The sequence below is a fragment of the Labrenzia sp. PO1 genome, assembly GCF_012273635.1.
Classification (GTDB): Bacteria; Pseudomonadota; Alphaproteobacteria; order Rhizobiales; family Stappiaceae; genus Roseibium; species Roseibium algicola.
In genome coordinates, this window is sequence record NZ_JAAXCR010000006.1 from 22550 (window position 1) to 43512 (window position 20963).

Genomic DNA, 20963 nt, shown 5'->3' on the forward strand with positions numbered 1-20963 from the left:
TCTCAGCGGCGGCGTCCGCCGCCTCCCCTGCGCGCACCGCCACCGCCGCCATGACGTTGCGGGCGTGCCTGCGGACGTGAGCGCTGAACGTTGCGCTGCCGATTGACCTGACGGTTGCCTGCCGTTCTCGCCCGGTTGTCCCTGCTCAGGTGTGCAGGCGCCTGGGGTCGTGCCGCCGGACGTGTGGCAGGGCGGGTCGCCGGTCGCTGCACATTCGGCTTCTGGATATTCGGTCGTTGCACATTGGGGCGCTGAACATTGGGCCTCTGCGCCGGGCGTTGGACGTTTGGGCGCTCCACATTCGGCTTTTGAACATTCGGGCGTTGGACGTTGGGACGCTCGATATTCGGGCGCTGGCCTGCAGGCAGGTTGGTCGGGCGTTGAACGTTCGGCCGGTTCTGGATCTTGTCGCCAAGGGGGCGGTTGGCAAGGGCTGCGCCTGCTCCGGCGCCGATCGCTCCCCCGGCCAGTCCGGCACCAATGTCACCCACGCGGTCCTGGATTGCCTCGCGGGAGGGCGCAGCGACTTCGCCCCAACGACCACCCTCGAATTTCTGCCATTTCTCACCATCGCGGCGATAGACGCTACCATCCCGGCCGGCAAAGACGTCACCACGACGATCAAGGTTCGCTACACGGCCCAGATTGCCGTCCTGCTTCCAGCGCTGCACGGCGCCAGCCTGGATATCGCGCGTGCGTGACCATTCCGGCCCGCTTACGACCTTTCCGCCCCAGGAGCCGTAAATGCCCCGGGCTCCGCCAACCACGACACGATTGCCGGTGCGCGGATTATAGGCGCTGATGAAGCCTGCACTGCCGCGCGGGCCGCTGATGGCGGCACCGCGAATGTAGCCGCCCGTACGCGGATTATAGATGCCGCCGCCGGCGATGCCACGCAGCGGACCGTAGGCATAGCCATAGCGTCCGAAAGTGCCACGGACCGGATTGTAGAAGGCACCGATCCCGTAGCTCACAGGACGCGGGAAGTAGATCGGGCGCAGCCCCGGACGGTACCAGGGCCGATAATAATAGCCTGTGCCGTAAACGAAGACGCCCCAGGACAGGAACCCAGCCAGATAGCCCATCGTGTAGCCGTACCAGACAGCTCCCGGTTCGCTGTCGTAGATGCGCACATAGGTGGTGTTGTAGACCGGGGAAGACGGCGGAATGGTGTAGATCTCGTCAGGAACCGCCGTGGCAACCGTAAATGGTCCTTCCGGGCTGTCTCCGACAAACCAGACACCGTCCTGCAGCACGTAGTATTTCGCACCGACCTGGATCACCTGGTCGCTGGTATTGACCGCGTAGGACATCGACGTGCCGTCGATCTTCTCGAATTCCGGATCGCCGGCATAGGAGACATCCGCACTGACGGAACCGACCTCAACGCGAGCAGTTGTCGGAATGCTGGCTTTCAGCCGTGCCTGCGAGGCTTCAGAAGTGCCTGGAATGGACGAACGGACCGAATAGTAAGGCGCGTCTTCCGGCAGGTTCTGAAAATCGGAGGGCATGTCCGGAGTGGTGAAAGTCCACGGCCCGTCGAGCGAAGTGGACTTGAACCAGCGGCCGGATACCAGAATGTACCAGGTGGACGTGGATTTCAGGAAGAACACGTCGCTTTCGGTGTTGGACGCCCATTCCAGATCGGTGCCATCCACCGGTTCCAGAGCCGGTTCGCCGTCAAAGACGATCATTTCGGCCGGTGTGTCTGAATAGATCACCTTCGGCGGAGTATTGTCCGCGAACGGTTCCCCCGGGATCGCTTCCCGGGTTTCCTTCCAGTTGTCGTCATCCGGAAGAGACCCGATCAGATCCGGCAGCTTGTCGACCGCTTCCCACCCTGCCGAGACGTCCTTGGTTTTCATCCAGGATTTTTCATCGCGCAGATAGAGTTCGCCGCTCTCGTCGATTTTCAGAATGTCCCAGTTGCTGTTGACCACGAAGCTGAGCCCCTGATCACCCTTGACTGGCGCAAAGATCGGCGTGCCTTCGGTCTGCACGAGAATGGATGGCTCGGTAGAGACATAGATAGGCGGTGCTTCCGAACTCAGGCCCTGGACATCCTCCATGCGCTGGTATTCGGCAAGGCCTGCGGTAATCCGATCCTCTTTCACGGTGATCGTACCGGTCGGCATGATCTTGCCGACCTGAAGCGACAGGTCAGTGAGGGATTCCCGGTCCAAAGCCGAAAAGTTCAGTTCCGTTACCTGGATCTGGTTGATGTCAACTTCGCTCTTGTCGGTGTCGGCCACGGTCGCGCCGCTGACACCGATCACACCAAAGACAGGCTTGGCATCCTTGTCCTTGATGTATTCCGCTGCCACCATCGCCTTCAGGGTCTTGAAGTTGTCCCACTCGGTGAATTGCGGCTGGTAGAGCACCAGCGTCGCCCCGGCGTCGGTCTGGAAAGACCGCGGCCAGCCGGTCGTCTGTTCCGGCTCGCTAAGCTGAAGATACTGTCCGCTGACAAACCCGTTCTGGCCGTTGTAGCTGATTGAACACCAGGCCCCGCTGTCATCGCAGTTCTCCATTTCGACCTGCGTACCGGACGGCACCGTTCCCAGTGAGCCGAAGTTCGTTCCCGGGCCTTGTCGGAAATTCACGTTGGCGGTCGTCAGGGCCGGCGCGGCAAGCACGCCGTTTACGAAAACCGTTTGCAAAATCAAAGTGGAAGACAAAAGAACGGAAAGAGACTTACGCATTGGGACCTCCCGGGGGCCGGTTCAACCAACCCTGTCGATGTCGGTGCATGTGTCTGTGCACGTGACGGGAACCTGTGCGTTCCCGAGGCAAGCTAAATTTCGTCGTCACGCCTATTCCCTGTGAGGAGCGTCACGGGTAAATCTTACGTGGAGTGATATTCTATCCGCAAGATCACGTTGAAAAAAACTGCATTTCGACCAGGAGTTTAAGGGAATGGTGAAGCGTTACGCTCTGGCAGCCGTATTGGCGGGCTTGGTCTCGATCGGCTCTTTCCCGTTCGCGGCTCCGCAGAAAGCCTGGGCAGAGATATTTTATTGCCAGAGCACGCGCACACCCAACGGCAGCGAGCCCTACTGCAACTTTATGCTTTTCGACAAGGCCTTCACCCGCCACATGCAGGTAATCGTCGCCCAGGGCGCGCGGCGGGACGTGGCCGTGAACGGCCGCTACGACGTCTTCTGCGTCCTTGTTCAAAACCACAGGAACGTGCCGGACAATTTCGCCTACCGGAAACAGCAGTGCAAGAAGTCGGACACGGGCCGAGAATACCAGGTACCGATCCGCGCCATCAACCTGCGGCGCGGACGGGATGGCTTCAGTTCCAACAACGTGCAGTCCCTGTTGCCGAAGGAACGCTGGTAGCCCTTTCTCGTCTGCCGGACTGGCAAGAAAAAGCCGGCACGACAAATGTCGTACCGGCCAGGTTTCCAGAGGAAAATCGTCTTGTCAGCAGGCGACGGAGGAAAGCGCCTGAGATCGTAGCGTCACGGCCTGACCCGTACGGGCAGACTGCTGTGCCGCCAGCCCCATTTCCACGGCCCGCCATCCGTCTTCAAGCGTTACTTCAGGTGACGGCTTTTCACCGCGTACGACAGCCACGAAGCCTTCGTGCTGATAGAATGTCGAGCCGTTGTGGTCGCCTGCATCGAGGATCATCGGGTCAACCGGAATATCGATCTGACGTGGCCCCTTCGGGTACCTGGGCGACACGACAAGCTGAGGCACCGGCGGCTCGCCGAGGTGTTCTGGCCAGAAGCGTCCGGGACCCGGCACGAAGGCTTCGATCTTGCCTTCCGGGCCAACGGCCGACACTTCTTCCTGGTAGCGGGAGCCTTCGGCAAACATGCAAAGTTCCAGCATGGCCCGTGCACCGTTTTCGAAGTCGACGATCACATAGCCATTGTCGAGTATGTCTGGCTGCTCGCCATTGTAGACCTCGTCCTTGTGGTTGGCATCCTGGCCGGCCGACGCCATCACGCGGACTGGTTCGCATTGCATGATCAGCCGCATGAGATCGAAGAAATGGCAACACTTTTCAACGAATGTACCACCGGAGTAGCGGTTGAACCGGTTCCATGCGCCGACCTTGTCGAGGAAGGGAAAACGGTGTTCGCGGATGGTCAGCATCTTGATGCCGCCAGTGGCTGCTTCCGCCTGCTCGATCAACGCCGCGATCGGCGGCATGTAGCGGTACTCCATCGCCACCCACACGGGCGCCGGATAGGACGCCTTGAAAGCCTCCAGCTCGGCAACATCCTTGGGATCGGTGAAGAGAGGCTTTTCGACGAGAAGCGGCAACGGGCGCTTGCGGCGAATTTCTTCCATCTGCGGCACATGGCAGTGGTTCGGACTGGCAATCAGGATGCAGTCCAGTTCGTCCACTTCCAGCAGTTCCGAAACGGAATTGGCAAATCGCGCAAGAGGCGCAAATCTTGCGGCCGCTTCCGCCATTCCGGCGTCCGGCTCGAAGATCACCGTTACTTCGGTGTCCGGCAGGAGTGCGATGTTGCGCAGGTGCTCCTGCCCCATCATCCCGCAGCCAATGACACCATATCTTACCTTTGCAGGCATTCAGTCCTCCATGCGCGGTGGCATTTCTCGTCCACCTATTTCAAGCGCTGCACGTAATGCGCCCGGTCCGTGTCGAACCAGGTTCGCGAATATTCGACCGGCTTGGGGCGATCCGCCCAGCTGAACCGTTCGACAAAGCCTGTGAGAGTGCCCGGCGTCTTCTGAAAGAGTTCCGGCGTCCAGTCCGGCAGCGCACGGATGGTCACCCGGTCTTCTGCACGCACGATCCAGAACCCGAGGTGTTTCTGGTAAAAGCGGTAAAGCGAGTCCGACAGAAGCTCGCGCCGCACGAATCCCGCGTCGCCGTCGAGCCAGATTTCCTCCACCGCGATCATCACATCGTTGAGAAACCTCAGCCGGCGGATACGGGTGCCTTCGGCGCTGGTACCGAAAAGCGGCAGATCGTCCGGCTTGTCCAGGCGCTGAACGTCCAGAATATCGGCGCGTGGCAGACCACCTCCGGTCAGGAGTTCCAGACGGAACATGGCGTAGACGCTCTCATGCGTGCCGCCCTGCCGTATGTAGTTTCCCGACCCCTGGATCCGCTCGAGTAAGCCTTTTTGCGTAAGGTCGGCGAGTGCCTTGCGAAGGGTTCCAATGGAGATGCCAAGCTCCTCTGCCATGTCCCTTTCAGGCGGCAGCCGCTCCCCGTCGATCAGCCGCCCGGCCGCGATATCCCTGATCAAAAGCTCGCTTATCTGCACGTATAACGGCAGCGCGGTAGAGGTTTGCGAGGCGGTTGGCATGGCGGTTCGAAGGTCTCGTTTTCAAAATTGATACACTATTGATTTACATCAAAACGGGTGATATGCAAGAAGAAATCGAAGGCAGAATGAAGCCATTCGAAAACAAACGAAAATAGCGAAACCACAATCGCGCCCATGTCGGCGCATGCGGGTTTCGCTATTCGACAAGATGGTCCAAGGGAGGCACTTCATGACCGTAGTCCCAGTCACGTCACCGGATCTTGATGCAGCGGAGGTATCCTGGTTCGCCGCATTGTGTTCCGACGACTATCAGTTTCTGGGCGTACCCGAAGGCCATCTGCGTTCCTCCTGGGAGCATTGCTCTTCGATCGTGAAAACAGCCGAGCAGCAGGGCTTCCGCAACATCCTGTGCCCGTCGTCCTACCAGGTGGGCCAGGACACCCTGTCCTTCGTCGCCGGCTGCGCTCCGATCACCGACAAGATCAACCTGCTGGCAGCGGTTCGCTGCGGCGAGATGCAGCCGATCATGCTGGCGCGGACCATTGCCACGCTGGATCACATGCTCGAGGGCCGGTTGACGGTCAACATCATCTCGTCCGACTTTCCGGGCGAGCAGGCCGACAGCAGCTATCGCTACCAGCGTTCGCGGGAAGTGGTGGAGATCCTGAAGCAGGCCTGGACGCAGGACGAAATCAATTACGAAGGCCAGGTCTATAACTTCAAGGGCCTGACCACGGACCCCGCCCGGCCTTACCAGACCGGTGGGCCCCTGCTCTATTTCGGAGGTTATTCTCCGGATGCGCTGGACCTTTGCGGTCAGCATTGCGACGTCTACCTGATGTGGCCGGAAAAGATCGAGGAACTGGAAGGCCGCATGAAGGCGGTCAACGCGGTCGCCGAGAAATACGACCGCACCCTCGACTATGGCCTGCGCGTGCACATGATCGTGCGCGACACGGAAAAGGAAGCGCAGGAATACGCGGACTATATCGTCTCCAAACTTGACGAGACCCAGGGAACCGCCATTCGCGAACGGGCACTGGATGCCAAGTCGCTGGGGGTGAGCCACCAGGCCAAGAACCGCGAGATCGCCGATGAATTCGGTTATATCGAACCGAACCTGTGGACGGGTGTCGGCCGGGCGCGGTCCGGTTGCGGGGCAGCGCTGGTCGGGTCAACCGATCAGGTGATGTCCAAGATCGAGGCCTATCAGAAGATGGGCATTCGTGCCTTCATCTTCTCAGGCTATCCGCACCTGGAAGAAGCCAGGCATTTCGGGTCCAGGGTCCTGCCGAATCTGAAGACATGTTCCCTGCCGCACGCCTATGGTCGTGTACCGGCTCAAACGCCGGCAACCCCGCTTGGCCAAGGAGTGCGCCGCTAATGGACCGCGTGAAACTTTCTGAAACCCTGGACTTCTCCCGGCTGATCTATGGCATGTGGCGCATCGGCGACGACAGCGACACGTCCCCCGCTTACGTGGAACGCAAGATCCAGACCTGTCTCGACCAGGGCATCACAACCTTCGATCAGGCTGACATTTACGGCGGTTATGCCGCAGAGGCCGTGCTTGGCGGGGCGCTGAAAGCCAATCCGGCCCTGCGTGGTCAGATGCAAATCGTCACCAAATGCGACATTGTCGCGCCGATGGGACGGTATTCGGATGCCAGGGTGAAATACTACGACACGTCCCGATCTCACATCGAGAAGTCGGTCGAGTTCTCCCTCACGGAGATGGGCATCGAGACCATCGACCTGCTGCTGATCCATCGCCCGGACCCGCTGATGGACCATCACGAGACCGGCGCCGCGCTCGATGACCTGGTCAAGAGCGGCAAGGTGCGGAATGTCGGTGTCTCCAACTTCCGCCCCTGGGACTGGGAGCTGCTGCAGTCGGCGATGTCGAACCGGCTTGCGACCAACCAGATCGAGATATCACTGAAGGAAATCGCGCCGTTCACCAATGGCGACCTCGCGTTCCACCAGCGCCTCGGCACCCGGTTGATGGCATGGTCTCCCCTCGGCGGCGGCTCGCTGATTTCCGAAAGTGGCAAGCTTGGCACCGTGATGGACGAAATCGCTGCAGAGGCCGGTGTAGACCGGTCCGCAGTCGCGGTCGCCTTCCTTCTGGCTCATCCGGCGCAACTCTTGCCGGTCATGGGCACGAACAATCTGGAGCGCATTGCCCAGATCTCCGACGCGCTGAAAGTCAGCCTGGATCGCGAAACCTGGTACCGTCTTTACGAAGCGGCGCTTGGAACAGAGGTGCCCTGATGACCATGCAGAATGCCAATCATACCGTGACCTTCGAACCGGACGCCGATAACACCCGCCTCTTGCGGGATGCGTTCGGTCGATTTGCCACCGGTGTTACGGTGGTGACCACCGGCTCGGCCGATGGCCCCGTCGGCATTACAGCCAACAGCTTCTCATCCGTCTCCCTGGAACCGGCACTTGTCCTGTGGATGCCGGACAAGGGATCGCGCAGGTTCAGGTATTTCGAAACGGCCGAACATTACGCCATTCACGTGCTCAGCAACGAACAGGCTGAAGTCTGCAACGGTTTCGTGCGCAATGCCCATGCTTTCGATCAGCTCACCTATACGATCGACGACAACGGCGTGCCCCTGATCGAAAACTGTCTCGCCCGCTTCGAGTGCAAGCGCTTCACCGCCTATGAGGGCGGCGATCACCTGATCGTTCTTGGGCAGGTGTTGCAGGCCGAGATGCGTTCAGGCGAGGCCCTGACGTTTTATGCAGGCAAACTCGGACAAATCGCTCCAAAATAAGGGCGGAAAACGGGGCGGCGACCGGCCCGTTCTGGAGGAAAGTGAGAAGCCTTCTGTCTCAGGAGAACGCAGAAGACCGCTTCGCCACTTTTAACATGATCAGCTTCACGGTTCTCATGTTCGCGCACATGAAGGCCGGTTGATCCAGGGAGGAGCCCGAATGGGCATTTTGCTGGCGGTTCTTGCACCGCTCGACTTCGTCAATTCGCTGCTGTTGCGAATTGGCCGGGGCATCGGCATCTTTGCCGTTGCCCTGATGGTGATCGCGATCCTGGTTCAGGTCGTGTTCCGCTATGTCTTCAACAATGCCCTGCCCTGGCCGGACGAAGCAGCCCGTTTCTGCATGCTCTGGATGACAGGTCTTATGGCACCAACGGCGTTCCGCAGAGGCGGTTTCGTTGCCATCGACATGTTCACCCATTCCCTGCCTCGCCTGCTGGGAAGCGCCATATCCCTGCTCCTTCTGCTTATTTCACTTGTGGTGCTCGTCGTTGCCCTCAAGATCGGCTTTTCGGAAGTCACCGGTTTCGGAGGCCGTTTCGCAACCGCATCGCTTTATGTTCCGGGCAACCTTTCCTTCAGCGAATGGATCCGCGTGCCGCGCAGCTGGATGATGGCTTCCATCCTCGTCGGCGTATTCCTGCTGACGCTCGTCAACATCGAGCTGATCCTGCGCAACATCATCGCCAGCTTCGGTGGCGCCGACCGCATGCCGGTCATTCCCGATCCCGACATGGCAGGAGCTGACTGATGCTGATCTGGTTCCTTCCCGTTTTCCTCGTCTTCCTGCTGATCGGACTGCCTGTCTTCTTCGGCCTTCTGGCGGCCCCTGGCCTGTTGCTCTGGCTGAACGGCCAGGAAAAAGACATCACGCTGCTTTACCGCAACGTCTACAACGGCATGGACAGTTTTCCTCTGATGGCGATTCCGTTTTTCATGCTCGCAGGCGAGCTGATGAACAAGGGTGGCATCACTATGCGGCTGGTCGAGTTCAGCCAGGCCCTGATGGGACATCTGCGCGGCGGCCTTGCTCATGTGAACATCCTGTCGTCGATGCTGTTTGCAGGCCTATCCGGTTCCGCTGTTGCCGATACCTCCGCACTCGGATCCATGCTGATCCCGGCAATGGAGAAGCAGGGTTACACAAGGCGCTTTGCCGCGGCAATCACCGCGGCGAGTTCCGTCATCGGGCCGATCATTCCGCCGTCGGGCATCATGATCATCTATGCCTATGTAATGGGCGAGAGCGTTGCTGCGCTGTTCCTGGCCGGTATCGTACCCGGCATCATGGTCGGCATCGGCCTGATGCTGATGGTCAAGGTCATGGCCAACAAGTACGACCTTCCCAAAGCACAGAGGATCGTCAACCCCGGCCAGACCATGGCACCGGTGGAATACTGGTTCTCCTTTGTCGTGCTGAGGGCAAACCTGGCTGCCCTCTTCACGGTGATCGCGGACCTTGTGATCAATCTGACCGGGTTCGCTTCCCTTTCAACGACGACTTCCTTCATCCTGTTCGCGGTCTTCCTGGCGGTTTCCCATGTGCTCTTGTGGAAGCTCAGAAGTGCTGTCTCTGAAGATTTTCGGGTCGTGTGCAAGAAAGCAGTTGCTCCGCTTCAGACGCCGATCATCATTCTCGGCGGCATTCTGCTGGGGGTCTTCACGCCAACGGAAGCGGCCGCGGTCGCAGTTGCCTACGCGCTGGTTATCGGCTTCTTCGTTCTGCACTCCATCAAGGTCTCCGAGATCCCGGGTGTCCTGAACAGGGCTGGCATAACCTCTGCAGTGGTGCTTCTCCTGGTCGGTGCGGCGATGGCCTTCAAGACCGTCGTCAGCCTCAGCCACGCTCCCGAAATCATGGCGGAGTTCGTTCTCACGCTGTCGGAGAACCCGCTGATCCTGCTGTTCCTGATCAACCTGCTGCTCTTCGTTGTCGGCATGTTCCTGGATGCAGGCCCCGCCATCATCATTCTCGGCCCCATTCTCGGACCGATCTTCGTCAACCTGGGCGTCGATCCGATCCATTTCGCCATCATCATGAGCGTCAACCTGACCATCGGGCTGGCAACGCCACCCATGGGACTGGTGCTCTTCGTTGCGGCTTCGGTTTCAAGAGAACGGGTTGAAACCATTGCCAAAGCCATCCTGCCGTTTCTGGCGGTGGAAATCGCGGTGATCTTCCTGATCACCTACATTCCGGCACTTTCGATGACGATCCCGCGTCTGACCGGATTTGCCAACTGATCCTGAGCTTTCTAAGGGAGGAACCTAATGCTCAAAACTGCACTGAAAACGCTCACCGTCGCGGCGATGCTTGCCGGATCGTCGCTGAGCGCGCTTGCCGCGGACTACACGCTGCGCGCAACCGCCAATTCCAACGAAAACGACGAAGACTACGACGGTCTTGTCGTTTTCAAGAACTTCGTTGAGGCCGCTTCCAACGGTGCCATCGAGGTCGAACTGTTCATCGGTACGCAGCTTTGCTCCAACGGCGCTGAATGCCTTCAGGGCATTTCCGACGGTGCGATCGACATCTACATCTCCACCTCCGGCGGCGCGGCGGGCATTTTCCCGTATGTCCAGGTTCTCGACCTGCCCTACATGATGAGCGACGACCGGATTGCGGAGCATGTCCTGTCCGGCGAGTTCACCCGCACCATGCGCACGATGGCACTGGAAGATTCCGGTGACACCATCCGCCTGATGACCATCGGCAACACCGGCGGCTGGCGCAACTTCGCCAACACCAAGCATCGCGTCGCCAAGCCGGAAGACCTCAAGGGCCTGAAGATCCGCACCGTGGTGGCCGACCTGCCGCAGGAACTAGTCAAGGCACTTGGTGCTGCTCCGACACCGATCCCGTGGCCGGAACTGTTCACCTCGCTTCAGACCGGCGTTGTCGAAGGTTCCAAGAACGGCATCACCGACATCATGGGCATGAAGTTCCCCGATGCCGGTCTTCAGTATGTCACCCTCGACGGGCATGCCTACATGGGCGCGCTGTGGTGGATGAACAACGAGAAGTTCCTGTCGATGCCGGAAGACCTTCGCCGCGTCGTGGTGGATGGTTTCTACGCCCTGCAGCAGGCAACCTTCGCCTCACCGAAGCGCAAGTCGATCAAGGCTTATGAGGACTTCGTGGCCGGTGGCGGCGATCTCTACGTCCCGACCCCGGAAGAAAAGGCAGCCTTCAAGGAAGCAGCCGCTCCGGTCTATGACTGGTTCAAAGGCAATGTCGGACGCGGCGGCGAGATCTTCGGCGCCCTGGAAGAAGCCGTGGCTGCGGCCGAAGCCGACATCAACGCCAATCGCTCTGCCGATCTGAACTGACGAAACACCGTGTCACGCCTTGCCACTGCAGGGCGTGACACATCCGAGCACATGCACCGGTCCGGAATCGTGCCTGCCGTAAACTGGACAGGGATCGGCACACGTCCCATGGTGAAGCCGTAGGAGACCCGGGAGAGCCAGAACTCAATGGTCCGGTCCGCCCAGCACTCGATCACGCGAGTTCTGCGCCGATCAGGAACGAACCGCCGGCTTTCAATTGAACGGATACATCCAGACCTTGTAATCACCGACTAGGATATGCGCCTTCTCAATCTCGTCTTTGGTCATCTTCTTGACCACCTCTTCCAGAGAGATCGCGGCGTCGGGGTCCCCCCCGATGGCGGAGAGCGTGTACCACATGTAAGCCCGCACGAGATCCGGAGCCGGCATGCCCCGGCCCACCTCATAGTACCAGCCGACACCGGACTGGGCACCCGGATGCCCCTTCATCGCGCTTCTGAGATACCACTCGAATGCCCGCTGGTCGTCGCGCTCGACACCCAGCCCCATAGCGTACCTCACACCGATCAGTTCTTCCGCATCCGCGTTGCCGGAGCGTGCCGCCGGCCAAAGTTCCTTCATCGCCTCTTCGTAGCGATTGGCCTCCATAAGGTCGCGCGCGGCTTCGATTTCCGCCTGAGCAGAACTCGTGCACAACACAAGAGCAAAAAGAGCGGCGGTCAGCGTGGTTTTCATGTGTTGCGGTTGCTCCCTCTGGTCTTCGGCTTGTCGGCACCGGCGATTGCTTCCGAATTGCCACCGCCCTTGAAGGAAGACGATTTCATCGCCTTCGACAGAAAGCAGGCAGCCCTCGGCCAGTTGCTTTTTTACGACAAGATCCTCTCCGGCAACAGGAATATTGCTTGCGCCACATGCCACCACCCGACCCTTGGCACCGGGGACCGGTTGTCGCTCGGCATCGGCGAAGGTGGCGAAGGGTTGGGGCTCATGCGGATTGCCGGAACCGGTGACAGCCGCATTAAGAAACGGATTCCGCGAAACGCTCCAGGTCTTTGGAACTTGGGAGCAAAAGAGCTCCACGTCCTGTTTCATGACGGCCGCCTGTCGATTAACGACACCTTCGAGAATGGCTTCAATTCGCCGGCGGAAGAATGGCTGCCCACGGGCTTCAATTCTCTGCTCGCCGCCCAGGCTGTCTTTCCGGTGACGGCCCAGTTCGAGATGGCGGGCAATCCGAAGGAAAACGAGATCGCCGGGGCCATCTACGATCGCATCGACAACGCCTGGCCGATCCTTGCCAAACGCGTCCGCATCATTCCGGAATATGGCCGCCTGTTTGTCGAGGCATTCGATCATATCGACGCGCCTGAAGCGGTCACGATCGTTGAAATCGCAAATGCGCTGGCAGCTTTCCAGGCAATTGAATGGCAGAGCTTCGACAGCCCGTTCGACGCGTATCTCACCGGCGACGAAAGCGCTCTGGATCCGGCCCAGAAGCGGGGTCTCGATCTCTTCTACGGCAAGGCCGGGTGCTCCTCGTGTCATTCGGGCAAACTGCTCAGCGATCAGAAGTTTCACGCCCTTGGCCTGCCCCCCTTCGGTCCGGGTCGCACCCGCAGCTTCGATCCGATGGTGCGCGATGTCGGCGTGATGGGAGAAACCGACCGCCTGGAAGATGCCTACCGGTTCCGGACCCCGATGCTGCGCAATGTCGAGCTGACCGCCCCTTACGGGCACAATGGCGCCTACCCCACGCTGGAGGGGATCATCCGGCATCATCTCGACCCCGATGGAATGCTGAAAGCCTGGACACCGGACACCGCAGCCCTTCCACAAGCGCCCTGGCTGCAGGCGATCGATTTTGTGGTCTGGAATGACGCTCGTGAGATGGCGCGTCAGGCCCGTTTCAGGGATATTGAACCTCTCCCCCTTTCGGATGCGGAGATTGCCGATCTGGAGGCTTTCCTGAAAAGCCTGACCGGCACGCAGTCCGTCACGGCCCCGCCCTTCGGCATCCCTGCCACTGTCCCGAGCGGCCTTCTCGTCGACCGGTAAACATCAACAAGGACAAAGAACGTTTCATGGTTGCTCCATTGAAAGACCGGGCTAACCGGCTGTTCCCGGGTATTGCGATTGCCGGGCTTGTCGCCATTGCTGCGCAATTCCTCAACGAGCACTACGGGGCACCGGCCATGTTGATGGCCATCCTGCTTGGCATGCCGCTGAACTTCCTGTCGGAGGAACAGCGCACGGGCGAAGGCATCGCCTTTGCAGCCCGCACGCTGCTTCGTGTCGGCGTTGCTCTGCTCGGCGTCCGCATCAGTGTGGAAATGGTGCAGCAGCTGGGTCTGCCGTTTCTGCTTCTGGTGGTCCTCGGCGTCCTGGTTACAATCGGCTTTTCCCTCTTGATCGGCGGATTGTTCGGACGAGACAGGTTGTTTTCGTTTCTGACCGGCGGCGCAGTCGCCATTTGCGGAGCCTCCGCGGCCATGGCCATCGGCTCCATCCTGCCGAAACGCGAACATGCCGAACGCGATCTCGCCTTTACGGTGATTACCGTGACCGTCCTGTCCACACTGGCGATGATCTTCTACCCGATCCTCACCTCCTCCCTCGGCCTTTCCATGGACGCGACCGGTGTCTTCCTTGGCGGCACGATCCACGATGTTGCCCAGGTTGTCGGGGCCGGCTTCTCGATCTCCGAGGAAACCGGAGACCTTTCGACGCTGGTGAAACTGATCCGTGTCACCATGCTGGCGCCCATCGTTCTGGTCGCGGCGCTCATCCTGCGCAAGAGTTCGGAGCCGGGCAGCGCCCGTCCTCCGATCATGCCGGCGTTTGTTGTCGCCTTCCTGGTGCTTGCCGCACTCAATTCCTTCGGCCTTATTCCGGACGTTGCCAAGGAGGCGGCCGGACACGTTTCCCGCTGGGCGTTGCTGGCCGCAATTGCGGCAGTGGGCATGAAAACCTCGATCCCGAAACTGCTGGAAGTCGGCGGCCCGGCCATCTGGATGCTGGTCACGCAGACAGCGTTTCTGGCGCTCTTCGTTCTGGGCGGCATCTGGCTGATCGGCTGACCTTTCAATCGGCCTTGCCGCACCCCATATAACGAAGCAGAACCCCGGTCTTTTCAAAGGCCGGGGCTTTTCTTGTGCGGGCGAGTATGGAATATAGCTCGCACCTCTTTAGGCGGAACGGCAGATGCGCCGCAACAGGCCGGACCGGACTTGTTTCCGCCCAAACATTTCGAAAGCGTTTGGATGAAAAGCTACATCACCACCCCGATCTACTACGTCAACGGTTCTCCGCATATCGGTCACGCCTTCACCTCCGTGATGGCCGATATCCTGAAACGCAACCGACAGGCGCTGGGGTATGACATGATGCTGTCCACCGGCGTGGACGAGCACGGACAGAAGAACCAGGAAGCAGCGGAAAAAGAGGGAATGTCGGTTGAAGACTACCTCAACATGCGCTGTGCAGAATTCCGCGATGTCTTCGACCGTCTGGACGTGGCTTACGACTATTTCGTGCGTACCAGCCGCGAGGGCCACAAGACGGCCGTCGCTGGAATGGAGCAGTCGATCTTCGACAAGGATCTGATCGTCAAGAAGAACTACACCGGCACCTACTGCAAGGGCTGCGAGGAGTTCAAGAAGGAATCCGATCTGACCGAAGAGGGCCAGTGCCCGCTGCACCCGACAATGAAGGTGGAGCAGACGGAGGAAACCAACTACTTCCTGAAGATGGAACCGTTCCGCGAGCGCCTTCTGCAGCACATCGCCGAAAATCCGGACTTCGTTCAGCCCGAAGCGTTCAAGAACGAACTGAAGCAGATGCTGTCCGAGCCGCTGGAGGATCTCTGCATCTCCCGGCCGAAAGCCCGTGTGACCCTGGGTATCGAACTGCCGTTCGACACCGAGTTCGTAACCTATGTCTGGTTCGATGCGCTGGCGAACTACCTCACCAACATCAACTGGCCGGAAGAAGGCTACGAGAGCTGGTGGGCGGAATGCGAGCATCTGATCGGCAAGGATATTCTCAAGCCGCATGGGGTCTACTGGCCGATCATGCTGATGGCCGCCGGTCTGCCGCTGCCGAAGAAGCTGTCCGTCCACAGTCACTGGGTTGGTGCGGGCGGCGTGAAGATGTCGAAGTCCATCGGCAACGTTGTTGATCCGATCGAGGTCATCGAGAAGCTGGGCGTCGACGCCTTGCGCTGGTACCTCGCCCGGCACATGCGTGCGGACAGCGACAGCCAGATTTCGGTCGACTTCATCACCCAGTCCTACAACACGGAACTGGGTAACAAGATCGGCAACCTGCTGTCGCGGGCGGCCAAGTTCTCAAAGGCCCGTTTTGACGGCAAACTGCCGGCACCGGGTCCGCTGTCAGCCGAGGACGAAGCGATCCGCAAGTCCGTGCTTGAAGCCACCAAGGGCATGGGCGAATGGGTCAACCTTGCTGAAATCCCGGCTCGCATGCAGTCGATCATCACCGTCGCCGACGAGATGAACAACTACTTCGCCGAGCAGGCTCCCTGGGATCTCATCAAGAACGAGGAGACCCGCGAGCGTTGCCAGACGGTGATCTACGTGACACTGGACTGCCTGCGCGTCGTGATGGAAGCGCTGACACAGGTCATCCCTGCATCTGCCGGGAAGGCTCTTGCCATGCTGAACGCACCGGCTGTCGCCTGCCCGTGGAAGCCGGAACTTGACCGGCTTGAAGGCAATAGCGATCTCGGCGAAATCGAGACGCTTTATCCGCGGGTTCAGTAAGCCCGTCGCGGCTTGATCAAAAAAATGAAGCGCCCCGGGCCGGGGCGCTTCAGATAACCAATCGCGCGGAACGCGATTTGCAGCCACAAAGTGTACGGCGAACGAGCAGAGGCTCTAGAGCAGACCGGCGATTTCCATGGCTTTGTCGATCTCGCGACGGGTTGCCTCGGTCACCGGTGTCAGCGGCAAGCGGACATCTTCGCGGCAAAGCCCCAGTCTGGACAGGCCGTATTTGGCGCAGGCTGCGGGTGGCTCGAGGAACATCGCGGAGTGGAGCGGCAAAAGGCGGTCCTGATACTCCCGGGCAAGTTCGAGGTTTTCTGCAAGTGATGCGCTCTGGAACTCGGCACAAAAGCCTGGAGCCACGTTGGCGGTCACTGAAATGCACCCTTGCCCGCCATGGGCGTTGAAACCCAGTGCGGCGGCGTCCTCAGCACTGAACTGCATGAAAGCCTTGCCGCAAAGTGCCCTTTGCTTGCTGACCCGCTCCATGCTGCCGGTGGCATCTTTCACGCCGATAATCCGCGGCCAGCGTGCCATCTCGGCCATGGTTTCCGGCAATATGTCGATCACACACCGGCCCGGAATATTGTAAAGGATAATCGGGATCGCGCTGTTGTCGTGGAGAACCTTGTAGTGGCTGAGCAGGCCTGCCTGGTTGGGCTTGTTGTAATAGGGCGTCACGACCAGCGCCGCATCTGCGCCAACGGCTTCAGCGTGCTGAAGCATGTCGAGGGATTGCGCCGTTGCGTTGGAGCCAGTGCCGGCAACAACCGGAATGCGGCCGGCCACAAGATCGACGACCCGCTTGATGACGTCCTTATGCTCGATCTTGGAGACCGTCGGGCTTTCGCCCGTTGTCCCGACGGCAACCAGCCCGTCGCTGCCCTGGGCAATGTGCCACTCAACGAGACGTTCCAGCGCTTCGATGTCAACGCTTCCGTCCCTGAACGGTGTGACAAGGGCGGGAATGGATCCCTTGAGTTCGAGCATGTGGCGTCCTCCCGGATCCGCGCTGTCTGAAAGCACGGTCCCATCTCCATCGATAGTCATTCCAGATCGATGTGCCACCAAAAACCCGTCACTGGCAACCTGCCCTGTCCCTCATGAACATCTTACTGCATCATGATCCGCGATCAGGCAGCCAAAAACTCCAGGCGATCATCGAACCGCGCAGGTGTTATTTCCAGAATTTCGGCCGTCACGACACCTTCAACAACGAAAGGGTCTTCGGCAACAAATCCTTCAAGTTTTTCCAGGCTAGCGCCGTGCGCAAGGATCCCGCCGCCGCGGTTCGGCTGCAGGCTGCCGACCATCAGGAAATATCCTTGCTCGAACCCGCGTTGGATCCAGGCCTTGTGGCCTTCCATGAGTTCGCCTGCCCGGGATTTGTCAGCAAAGGTGAGTGTCACGACAAACATGTCATTCTCCATGTAGGTTTTTACGAAAGGCAAAGGCGAGTTACTGGATCTTGTTCTGCTGTGTCCCGGCGATGACGCCGTCCAGCCAGCTCAGGATTTTCGAGACTTCACGCTCGACATAGGCCTTGTCCTTGAATGCCTGGGCGAGTGTCGCGACACCCTGGCTCCAGCCAAGGACATGCATGGCATTGTCCCGCGAATTCTCACCGCAGCCGATTTCGCGAAACTGTGTTTCAAGCCAGTCGCCGAACAGGGCCATGATCTCGTTGGCCTTGCCCCGTGAGGGATGATCGATCTTTGCCAGCTCCGTCGTCAGCGTACCGACGGGACAGCCGTAAGCCATGATCTTCGTCTGGTTGACGATGACGATCCGGATAAAACACTCAATCCGTTTCCGTGCTTCATCCGCCGTCTCGTCCCATTTGGCGAGCAGCTCTTTTCGATCCGACAAACGCTTGTCGATCACCGCATCGAGGATCTCGTCCTTGGTCTTGAAATGATAATAGAAGTTGCCGCGCGAGATTTTCACCGCTGCAGCAATGTCCGCGAAGGACGTCTGCGTAAATCCTTGGGCATAGAAAAGGCTGTCCGCCGCATCCACGATCTGACGCCGTGTCTCGCCTGCCGCAACCATATCCATCTCCCTTCGTATTTCCGCATCACTCATTAGGACAAATGACCTATCGACGAGTTAGGACGACCGTCCGAATAAGTCAAGTGAAGTTCATCAGGAAAACACGGATGCCGCCCGAGACAGGTAGTGCGGCACTGCTGCGAAGGGTCATTTCAAGCTGACGCGAAGCGATTTTCGCTTCCCTCACATCAATGTGAACTCTGGTTGCAGCAACTCCTGACACACCCTGTCAGTAGCTGTTTTTTAGGATGGGTTTCGACGGTCACACCTGATCTGCGGGAAGGCAAAACGCAAAATTTCCATCACTCTCAACGACTTGGTGACTTTCCGCACCCGATCCAACCGATTGAAGATCAATCTCAACAATGTTTCTTTTTATCAACAATACGCAACCAAGTGCCTTGATCGCGCATTTGTGCACAGGACCGGTGCAATTTCCGACATTGGAATGCCCCGTTCGCTGCCTACCTAGAAGTCGCTTGGTGGCAGACACAGGTCCGGCTGGAGGCACAGCAGCCGGTTCCCGCGTGGAGGGATTGAAATGACATTGCTGGATGAGCGGACGCATGAAGCGCCTCTTTCCGCCGTTACCGACCTGTTTGATCGGGTCAGGGCACAGACACTTGCTCTCGCCGCCCCCCTCAGTCCGGAGGATATGGGGTTGCAATCCATGGAGGATGCCAGCCCACCCAAGTGGCACATGGCACATACCACCTGGTTCTTCGAAGAATTCATCCTGAAGCCTTCGCTGCCTGGCTATCAGCCACGCGATGATCGTTTCGCCGTGCTCTTCAATTCGTACTACGTACAAGCCGGCCCGAGACATACCCGGTCGAGACGGGGCCTGCTTTCGCGGCCCAGCGCTACCGACGTGCTTGACTACCGCTCACATGTCGAAGACGCCCTGCGTGAAGGAGTTGCCCGAAACGCCTTTTCGCTCGAACAGGACAAGCTTGAAGAGCTGATTACCCTCGGCTGTCATCATGAGATGCAGCATCAGGAACTGCTGGTCACCGATCTACTCCATGCGTTTTCCTTCAATCCGCTGCTGCCCGCCTATGTCGAACCAAAACCGGCACCGGTCAGCGCGGTTGAAACCGCCGAATGGGTTTCCTACGACGGTGGTCTTCTCGAAATCGGCCACGACGGGACCGGCTTTGCTTATGACTGCGAAGGGCCACGTCACAAGGTCTGGCTGGAGCCCTATCGTCTTGCGGATCGTCCCGTAACAAACGGCGAGTGGATCGCCTTCATGGAAGATGGTGGTTACTCAACCCAAACGCTCTGGCTGATGGAAGGCTGGGCCGTGCGAGAGAAAAACGGTTGGGATAGCCCCCTCTACTGGTGGCAGCAGGATGGTCAATGGTGGACCTATACCTTGCAGGGTCCAAGACCGATTGATCTTGCGGCACCGGTTGTCCACGTCAGTTACTACGAAGCGGAAGCCTTTGCCCGCTGGGCAGGTCGCCGGTTGCCGACGGAAGCAGAGTGGGAAGCCGCTGCAGAGCCGACCCCGATCGAAGGCAATTTCCTGGAAAGCGGAGCCTTTCAGCCTGTTGGCCGCAGGCCCGGCCTTTGGGGTGATGTCTGGCAATGGACCAGCAGCGCTTTCAGCCCCTATCCGGGCTTCAGACCACCCGAGGGGGCCATTGGCGAATACAATGGCAAGTTCATGGTCAACCAGATGGTGCTGCGCGGCGGGTCCTGCGCGACCCCTAAGGAACAGTTGCGGTCGTCCTACCGCACCTTCTTCTATCCACACCAACGCTGGCAGATGCTCGGCCTGAGGCTGGCGGGAGATCAATGATGACCAAGCATGTTTCTCCCGAGAACCAAACGGACGAGAACCAGTCGGATATGTTTCGCGACGACATTCTCTCCGGTCTCCTCAAGGACCAGAAGGCGATCAGCAGCAAATGGCTCTACGATGATGTCGGGTCACATCTGTTCGAAGCGATCACCGAGCTGGATGCCTATTACCCGACCCGAACGGAGATCTCGATCCTCGCCCAGAATGCCAGGAAATATCGCCGTCTACCGGGCGCACGCGGAGCGATGGTCGAACTGGGCAGCGGGTCCAGCCGCAAGACAGACCTGTTGCTGAATGCCTTTCCGGACCTGTCCGTATACATGCCGATCGACATTTCAGCCAATCATCTGAAAGCTGCTGCCGAACGGGTGCGCCGCGCATACCCGTCATTGGCGGTAATCCCGGTTGCTGCCGATTTCACACAGCCCTTCGGACAACTGCCGTTGCTACCCGAGTTGCCAGTGCTGATCTTCTTTCCCGGTTCCACGATCGGCAACTTCGAGAAAACCGAGGCAGCGGCACTCCTGTCGAACATTCGCTCAGCCATGCCGGAGGCCAGCCTGGTTATCGGGGTGGACCGGCCAAAGGATGCAAAAGTCCTGCAGGAAGCCTATGACGATCCAGCCGGGATCACTGCAGCCTTCAACCAGAACCTTTTGCAGCGGATCAACAGGGAACTGGATGGCGATTTCGACCTCGCCGCCTTCGCACACAAAGCCATCTGGAACGAGGTCGAAAGCCGTATCGAGATGCATCTGGAAAGCCTGGTTCAGCAGCAGGTCTCCATCGCCGGTGAAACCGTTGCATTCGCAAAGGGCGAGACAATCCACACGGAAAACTCGCACAAATACAGCGAGGAAGCGTTCGAAGGCATCGCCCGCGAGGGCGGATGGCAGATCACGGACGTCGACAGCGACGAGAACAAATGGTTCTCGGTCTATACGTTGCAGGCTGCCTAAAGCCCTTCGACTTGGGT

Annotated in this window: 19 protein-coding genes; 12 read left to right on the forward strand and 7 right to left on the reverse strand. The window is 59.2% G+C overall.

Going from position 1 to position 20963, the window contains the following annotated elements:
• Positions 1-2 precede the first annotated feature (2 nt).
• Positions 3-2702 carry an SH3 domain-containing protein gene (locus HCG46_RS25385; protein WP_062489199.1) on the reverse strand — a complete coding sequence of 900 codons (2700 nt, stop codon included), beginning with the start codon at positions 2700-2702 and terminating at the stop codon, positions 3-5.
• Positions 2703-2916: 214 nt separating this feature from the next.
• On the opposite strand from HCG46_RS25385, the gene HCG46_RS25390 reads away from it, so the two are divergent.
• A complete protein-coding gene (locus tag HCG46_RS25390; protein ID WP_055659195.1) occupies positions 2917-3345 on the forward strand; it encodes a hypothetical protein in 429 nt (142 codons plus the stop codon).
• Positions 3346-3429: 84 nt separating this feature from the next.
• Here the strand turns inward: HCG46_RS25390 and HCG46_RS25395 are convergent, their stop codons facing one another.
• Complete coding sequence (locus HCG46_RS25395; RefSeq protein WP_168687836.1) at positions 3430-4554, reverse strand: Gfo/Idh/MocA family oxidoreductase; 1125 nt, start codon at positions 4552-4554, stop codon at positions 3430-3432.
• 35 nt (positions 4555-4589) lie between these two features.
• Positions 4590-5300, reverse strand: a complete 711-nt coding sequence (locus HCG46_RS25400) for a GntR family transcriptional regulator (RefSeq protein WP_168687837.1) — start codon at positions 5298-5300, stop codon at positions 4590-4592.
• Positions 5301-5490: 190 nt separating this feature from the next.
• On the opposite strand from HCG46_RS25400, the gene HCG46_RS25405 reads away from it, so the two are divergent.
• The 6 genes from HCG46_RS25405 (at position 5491) to dctP (ending at position 11380) form a co-directional block, all read left to right on the forward strand.
• Positions 5491-6645, forward strand: a complete 1155-nt coding sequence (locus tag HCG46_RS25405; RefSeq protein WP_055659188.1) for an LLM class flavin-dependent oxidoreductase — start codon at positions 5491-5493, stop codon at positions 6643-6645.
• A complete protein-coding gene (locus tag HCG46_RS25410; protein ID WP_168687838.1) occupies positions 6645-7535 on the forward strand; it encodes an aldo/keto reductase in 891 nt (296 codons plus the stop codon). The genes HCG46_RS25405 and HCG46_RS25410 overlap by 1 nt, the downstream gene beginning before the upstream one ends.
• The gene (locus tag HCG46_RS25415; protein ID WP_055659187.1) at positions 7535-8050 is read left to right on the forward strand and encodes a flavin reductase family protein; all 516 of its coding nucleotides are present in this window, start codon (positions 7535-7537) and stop codon (positions 8048-8050) included. The genes HCG46_RS25410 and HCG46_RS25415 overlap by 1 nt, the downstream gene beginning before the upstream one ends.
• 160 nt (positions 8051-8210) lie before the next feature.
• Positions 8211-8801, forward strand: a complete 591-nt coding sequence (locus HCG46_RS25420; protein WP_055659185.1) for a TRAP transporter small permease — start codon at positions 8211-8213, stop codon at positions 8799-8801.
• Positions 8801-10294 (forward strand): TRAP transporter large permease, encoded by a 1494-nt coding sequence (locus tag HCG46_RS25425; RefSeq protein ID WP_055659183.1) that lies wholly within the window; start codon positions 8801-8803, stop codon positions 10292-10294. Before HCG46_RS25420 ends, HCG46_RS25425 begins: the two co-directional genes overlap by 1 nt.
• A gap of 27 nt (positions 10295-10321) precedes the next feature.
• Positions 10322-11380, forward strand: a complete 1059-nt coding sequence (gene dctP / locus HCG46_RS25430; RefSeq protein ID WP_055659181.1) for a TRAP transporter substrate-binding protein DctP — start codon at positions 10322-10324, stop codon at positions 11378-11380.
• Positions 11381-11593: 213 nt separating this feature from the next.
• Here dctP and HCG46_RS25435 read toward each other — a convergent pair whose 3' ends face one another.
• Entirely contained in the window at positions 11594-12076 is a 483-nt protein-coding gene (locus HCG46_RS25435) for a tetratricopeptide repeat protein (RefSeq protein WP_205838703.1), read from the reverse strand.
• A 3-nt stretch (positions 12077-12079) separates the two neighbouring features.
• Between HCG46_RS25435 and HCG46_RS25440 the strand changes: the two genes are divergently transcribed.
• The 3 genes from HCG46_RS25440 to metG all read left to right on the forward strand — a co-directional run bounded on the left by HCG46_RS25440 (position 12080) and on the right by metG (position 16122).
• Positions 12080-13396, forward strand: coding sequence for a cytochrome c peroxidase (locus HCG46_RS25440; RefSeq protein ID WP_209009630.1), 1317 nt, complete (start codon positions 12080-12082; stop codon positions 13394-13396).
• A 26-nt stretch (positions 13397-13422) separates the two neighbouring features.
• Positions 13423-14418, forward strand: coding sequence for a YeiH family protein (locus tag HCG46_RS25445; RefSeq protein WP_168687839.1), 996 nt, complete (start codon positions 13423-13425; stop codon positions 14416-14418).
• Between the two features lie 183 nt (positions 14419-14601).
• Positions 14602-16122 (forward strand): methionine--tRNA ligase, encoded by a 1521-nt coding sequence (gene metG, locus HCG46_RS25450; RefSeq protein ID WP_168687840.1) that lies wholly within the window; start codon positions 14602-14604, stop codon positions 16120-16122.
• Positions 16123-16236: 114 nt separating this feature from the next.
• Here the strand turns inward: metG and dapA are convergent, their stop codons facing one another.
• From dapA to HCG46_RS25465, 3 genes are all read right to left on the reverse strand, one after another.
• Entirely contained in the window at positions 16237-17115 is an 879-nt protein-coding gene (gene dapA, locus HCG46_RS25455) for a 4-hydroxy-tetrahydrodipicolinate synthase (protein ID WP_168687841.1), read from the reverse strand.
• A 143-nt stretch (positions 17116-17258) separates the two neighbouring features.
• Positions 17259-17543, reverse strand: a complete 285-nt coding sequence (locus HCG46_RS25460; protein WP_168687842.1) for a hypothetical protein — start codon at positions 17541-17543, stop codon at positions 17259-17261.
• A gap of 40 nt (positions 17544-17583) precedes the next feature.
• Positions 17584-18177 (reverse strand): TetR/AcrR family transcriptional regulator, encoded by a 594-nt coding sequence (locus HCG46_RS25465; protein WP_168687843.1) that lies wholly within the window; start codon positions 18175-18177, stop codon positions 17584-17586.
• A gap of 541 nt (positions 18178-18718) precedes the next feature.
• On the opposite strand from HCG46_RS25465, the gene egtB reads away from it, so the two are divergent.
• Together egtB and egtD are read left to right on the forward strand one after the other, a co-directional pair.
• On the forward strand, positions 18719-19984 hold the full coding sequence (egtB, locus tag HCG46_RS25470; RefSeq protein ID WP_168687844.1) for an ergothioneine biosynthesis protein EgtB: 1266 nt from the start codon (positions 18719-18721) through the stop codon (positions 19982-19984).
• Complete coding sequence (gene egtD, locus HCG46_RS25475) at positions 19984-20946, forward strand: L-histidine N(alpha)-methyltransferase (protein WP_205838705.1); 963 nt, start codon at positions 19984-19986, stop codon at positions 20944-20946. The genes egtB and egtD overlap by 1 nt, the downstream gene beginning before the upstream one ends.
• The last annotated feature ends 17 nt before the right edge of the window (positions 20947-20963 follow it).

Excerpts from the sequence above, each read along its gene's own strand:
- metG (WP_168687840.1), top strand. The coding sequence starts at position 14,602 with ATGAAAAGCTACATCACCACCCCGATCTACTACGTCAACGGTTCTCCG.
- egtB (WP_168687844.1), top strand. The coding sequence starts at position 18,719 with ATGACATTGCTGGATGAGCGGACGCATGAAGCGCCTCTTTCCGCCGTT.
- dapA (WP_168687841.1), bottom strand. The coding sequence starts at position 17,115 with ATGCTCGAACTCAAGGGATCCATTCCCGCCCTTGTCACACCGTTCAGG.
- HCG46_RS25420 (WP_055659185.1), top strand. The coding sequence starts at position 8,211 with ATGGGCATTTTGCTGGCGGTTCTTGCACCGCTCGACTTCGTCAATTCG.
- egtD (WP_205838705.1), top strand. The coding sequence starts at position 19,984 with ATGACCAAGCATGTTTCTCCCGAGAACCAAACGGACGAGAACCAGTCG.
- HCG46_RS25425 (WP_055659183.1), top strand. The coding sequence starts at position 8,801 with ATGCTGATCTGGTTCCTTCCCGTTTTCCTCGTCTTCCTGCTGATCGGA.
- HCG46_RS25445 (WP_168687839.1), top strand. The coding sequence starts at position 13,423 with ATGGTTGCTCCATTGAAAGACCGGGCTAACCGGCTGTTCCCGGGTATT.
- HCG46_RS25410 (WP_168687838.1), top strand. The coding sequence starts at position 6,645 with ATGGACCGCGTGAAACTTTCTGAAACCCTGGACTTCTCCCGGCTGATC.
- HCG46_RS25460 (WP_168687842.1), bottom strand. The coding sequence starts at position 17,543 with ATGTTTGTCGTGACACTCACCTTTGCTGACAAATCCCGGGCAGGCGAA.
- HCG46_RS25465 (WP_168687843.1), bottom strand. The coding sequence starts at position 18,177 with ATGGTTGCGGCAGGCGAGACACGGCGTCAGATCGTGGATGCGGCGGAC.
- dctP (WP_055659181.1), top strand. The coding sequence starts at position 10,322 with ATGCTCAAAACTGCACTGAAAACGCTCACCGTCGCGGCGATGCTTGCC.
- HCG46_RS25385 (WP_062489199.1), bottom strand. The coding sequence starts at position 2,702 with ATGCGTAAGTCTCTTTCCGTTCTTTTGTCTTCCACTTTGATTTTGCAA.
- HCG46_RS25395 (WP_168687836.1), bottom strand. The coding sequence starts at position 4,554 with ATGCCTGCAAAGGTAAGATATGGTGTCATTGGCTGCGGGATGATGGGG.
- HCG46_RS25390 (WP_055659195.1), top strand. The coding sequence starts at position 2,917 with ATGGTGAAGCGTTACGCTCTGGCAGCCGTATTGGCGGGCTTGGTCTCG.
- HCG46_RS25435 (WP_205838703.1), bottom strand. The coding sequence starts at position 12,076 with ATGAAAACCACGCTGACCGCCGCTCTTTTTGCTCTTGTGTTGTGCACG.
- HCG46_RS25400 (WP_168687837.1), bottom strand. The coding sequence starts at position 5,300 with ATGCCAACCGCCTCGCAAACCTCTACCGCGCTGCCGTTATACGTGCAG.
- HCG46_RS25415 (WP_055659187.1), top strand. The coding sequence starts at position 7,535 with ATGACCATGCAGAATGCCAATCATACCGTGACCTTCGAACCGGACGCC.
- HCG46_RS25405 (WP_055659188.1), top strand. The coding sequence starts at position 5,491 with ATGACCGTAGTCCCAGTCACGTCACCGGATCTTGATGCAGCGGAGGTA.